A 3722-nucleotide genomic window follows, 5' to 3' on the forward strand; every position below is an offset into this window, starting at 1 on the left:
CGGTGCCCCCCCCCCCGGCTCGTTTACTTGTTTCGGTGCCCACTGTGGGGCCGCACACCCGATGGGTTCATGAGGTTGCCGGCCAGCGGCCGGCACTACCACTACGCCGCGATCGGCGCCTGCGGTGACGGGCTGTTGCCGTTGTCGTCCGGGTGGTCGTCGTCGTTGCCCGCTTCGTCGCGCCAGCGCCAGTCGGCCAGGGTCAACGGATCCAGGCCATAGGCAATGCGCGCCTTGTCGCACTGCGGGCTGGCCTTGCCGTACTCCCACGATGCATCCACCTCACGGCACACGCTGGGCCGGTTGGGGTGGATGGTGCAGCGTGAATACACGCCGATCTGCGCATCCAGCGCCACGCAGCGTACCGGCTTGGAGTGGGTGCCGCGCATGCACAGGCGATGCGGGTCCAGCACCTCGGTCAGCTGGTGCGGTACGCCGCCGGGGGTGACCTCGTCCGATTCCATCCAGTGGAAGGCCACGCGGTATTGGGTGCAGCAGGCGCCGCAGGTCATGCAGGGATGTTGCATGGGCAAGCCGCCTCGGGCGGCAGTCGGAATCAGGAACGAGGGTGCGGATTTTCCACGAAGTGGGCCGCCGCGCAAGAAATTCCGTAAGCGGCGACAATGAACGGATGAACCGACCCTGCAATATTGCCGCCCGCTTGCCTGAACTGGCGCGTGAACGGCCCGACCAGATCGCCATCCGCTGCCCGGGCCGCCGTGGCGCCGGCAACGGCATGGCCGCCTACGACGTGACCCTGGATTACCGCCAGCTGGACGCCCGCAGCGACGCCATGGCGGCTGGCCTGGCAGGCTACGGGATCGGTCGCGGGGTGCGCACGGTGGTGATGGTGCGGCCGTCGCCGGAGTTCTTCCTGTTGATGTTTGCCCTGTTCAAACTGGGTGCGGTGCCGGTGCTGGTCGACCCGGGCATCGACAAACGCGCGCTGAAGCAGTGCCTGGATGAGGCGCAGCCGGAGGCTTTCATTGGCATTCCGCTGGCACACGTGGCGCGGTTGGCGCTGCGCTGGGCGCGCTCGGCGACCCGCCTGGTCACCGTCGGCCGCCGCCTCGGCTGGGGCGGGACCACGCTGGCCGCGCTGGAGCGCGCCGGTGCCAACGGGGGGGCGATGCTGGCCGCCACCGATGGCGAGGACATGGCCGCGATCCTGTTCACCAGCGGCTCCACCGGCGTGCCCAAGGGCGTGGTCTACCGCCACCGTCATTTCGTCGGCCAGATCCAGCTGCTGGGCAGTGCCTTTGGCATGGAAGCGGGCGGGGTGGACCTGCCGACCTTCCCGCCGTTTGCCTTGTTCGACCCGGCGCTGGGCCTGACCTCGGTGATCCCGGACATGGACCCGACCCGGCCGGCACAGGCCGACCCGGCACGCCTGCATGACGCCATCCAGCGCTTCGGCGTGACCCAGCTGTTTGGCTCGCCTGCGCTGATGCGGGTGCTGGCCCGTCACGGCCGGCCGTTGCCGACGGTGACCCGGGTGACCTCGGCCGGTGCGCCGGTGCCGCCGGATGTGGTCGCCACCATCCGCAGCCTGTTGCCGGCCGATGCGCAGTTCTGGACCCCGTACGGCGCCACCGAGTGCCTGCCGGTGGCGGTGGTGGAAGGCCGCGAGCTGGAGCGCACCCGTGCCGCCACCGAGGCCGGTGCCGGTACCTGCGTGGGCAGCGTGGTTGAACCGAATGAGGTGCGCATCATCGGCATCGATGACGGACCGTTGGCCGACTGGTCGCAGGCGCGCGTGCTGGCCACCGGCGAGGTGGGCGAGATCACCGTGGCCGGACCGACCGCTACCGACAGTTACTTCAACCGCCCGCAGGCCACCGCGGCGGCGAAGATCCGCGAGACCCTGGCCGATGGCAGCACGCGCGTGGTGCACCGCATGGGTGACGTGGGCTACTTCGATGCGCAGGGCCGCCTGTGGTTCTGCGGCCGCAAGACCCATCGCGTGGAAACCGCACGGGGGCCGCTGTACACCGAACAGGTGGAGCCGGTGTTCAATACCGTGCCCGGGGTGGCGCGCACGGCGCTGGTCGGTGTTGGTCCGGCGGGAGCACAGGTGCCGGTGCTGTGCGTGGAGCTGCAGCGTGGCCAGTCAGACAGCCCGGCGCTGCAGGAGGCGCTGCGTGCGCACGCCGCAGCCCGCGCACCGGAGGCCGGCCTGCAGCACTTCCTGGTGCATCCGGCGTTCCCCGTCGATATCCGTCACAACGCCAAGATCGGCCGCGAGAAGCTCGCCGTCTGGGCCAGCGCCGAACTGGAGAAGCGCGCATGAAGATCCTGGTCACCGGTGGTGGTGGTTTCCTTGGCCAGGCGCTGTGCCGTGGGCTGGTCGAACGTGGCCACCAGGTGCTGGCGTTCAACCGCAGCCACTACCCGGAACTGCAGGCCATGGGCGTGGGCCAGATCCGCGGCGATCTGGCCGATGCGCAGGCGGTGCTGCACGCGGTGGCCGGCGTCGATGCGGTATTTCACAACGGCGCCAAGGCCGGCGCCTGGGGCAGCTATGACAGCTACCACCAGGCCAACGTGGTCGGCACCGACAACGTGATCGCCGCCTGCCGCGCGCACGGCATCAGCCGGCTGGTCTACACCTCCACGCCCAGCGTGACCCACCGCGCGACCCACCCGGTGGAAGGCCTGGGGGCTGATGAGGTGCCGTACGGCGAGGACTTCCAGGCACCGTATGCGGCGACCAAGGCGATCGCCGAACAGCGCGTGCTGGCGGCCAATGACGCCTCGTTGGCGACGGTGGCGCTGCGCCCGCGCCTGATCTGGGGCCCGGGCGATCAGCAACTGGTGCCACGCCTGGCAGAACGTGCGCGGCAGGGCCGCCTGCGTCTGGTGGGCGATGGCAACAACAAGGTGGATACCACTTACATCGACAACGCCGCGCTCGCGCATTTCCTCGCCTTCGAAGCGTTGGCACCGGGTGCCGCGTGTGCGGGCAAGGCCTACTTCATTTCCAACGGCGAACCGCTGCCCATGCGCGAGCTGGTCAACAAGCTGCTGTCCGCGGTGGGTGCACCAACGGTGGACAAGGCGATCAGCTTCAAGACCGCTTATCGCATCGGTGCGGTCTGCGAGCGGCTGTGGCCGCTGCTGCGCCTGCGTGGCGAGCCGCCGCTGACCCGCTTCCTGGCCGAGCAGCTGTGCACGCCGCACTGGTACAGCATGGAGCCGGCGCGCCGTGACTTCGGCTACGTGCCGCAGGTCAGCATTGAAGAAGGGCTGCGCAGGCTGAAGGCTTCATCTGCCGCATAGGTCGCCATCACTGGTTGCACACCGCCAGATCGGGAGGATGGACCCACGCCATCCAACGGCCCGGACATCTGCGAGGAGCACCATGCTGCATTACGCCGTTATTTTCTTCGTCATCGCCATCATCGCTGCCGTGCTCGGCTTCTCCGGCATCGCCGGTGCCGCCAGCAACATCGCCTGGATCCTGTTCGTTGTGTTCCTGGTACTGGCAGTGATTTCGATGTTCCGCAAGCGCGGCTAGAAGACCGCTGGGTAGTGCAGGCCGCTGGCCGGCACTGCTCTTTCCGGTGGGTGCCGACCGTTGGTCGGCACGCATCTTTGTAGAGTCGAGCCATGCTTGTATGTTCCTCCCGGCTCCTACGCGGTATGTAGGAGCCAGGGTGGAGGGACCGTCAAGCATGCATCTGCGGATACTAGCCGACAGACGAGTCGAGCGATCCCCATCC

4 protein-coding genes are annotated in these 3722 nt (G+C 68.5%); 3 read left to right on the forward strand and 1 reads right to left on the reverse strand.

All coding sequences use genetic code 11. The features are described from left to right. Positions 1-101 precede the first annotated feature (101 nt). Positions 102-527 (reverse strand): YkgJ family cysteine cluster protein, encoded by a 426-nt coding sequence (locus tag ABE423_RS20550; protein ID WP_004135417.1) that lies wholly within the window; start codon positions 525-527, stop codon positions 102-104. 104 nt (positions 528-631) lie between these two features. Here ABE423_RS20550 and oleC point away from each other — a divergent pair, with 104 nt between their 5' ends. The 3 genes from oleC to ABE423_RS20565 all read left to right on the forward strand — a co-directional run bounded on the left by oleC (position 632) and on the right by ABE423_RS20565 (position 3517). Beyond that, positions 632-2290, forward strand: coding sequence for an olefin beta-lactone synthetase (oleC, locus tag ABE423_RS20555; RefSeq protein ID WP_346487342.1), 1659 nt, complete (start codon positions 632-634; stop codon positions 2288-2290). Then, positions 2287-3279 (forward strand): 2-alkyl-3-oxoalkanoate reductase, encoded by a 993-nt coding sequence (gene oleD, locus ABE423_RS20560; protein WP_032130147.1) that lies wholly within the window; start codon positions 2287-2289, stop codon positions 3277-3279. The genes oleC and oleD overlap by 4 nt, the downstream gene beginning before the upstream one ends. An 82-nt stretch (positions 3280-3361) precedes the next feature. Continuing rightward, positions 3362-3517, forward strand: coding sequence for a DUF1328 domain-containing protein (locus ABE423_RS20565; RefSeq protein ID WP_004153593.1), 156 nt, complete (start codon positions 3362-3364; stop codon positions 3515-3517). The last annotated feature ends 205 nt before the right edge of the window (positions 3518-3722 follow it).

It is taken from the genome of Stenotrophomonas sp. TWI1409 (assembly GCF_039673015.1).
GTDB classification, from domain to species: Bacteria; Pseudomonadota; Gammaproteobacteria; order Xanthomonadales; family Xanthomonadaceae; genus Stenotrophomonas; species Stenotrophomonas maltophilia_A.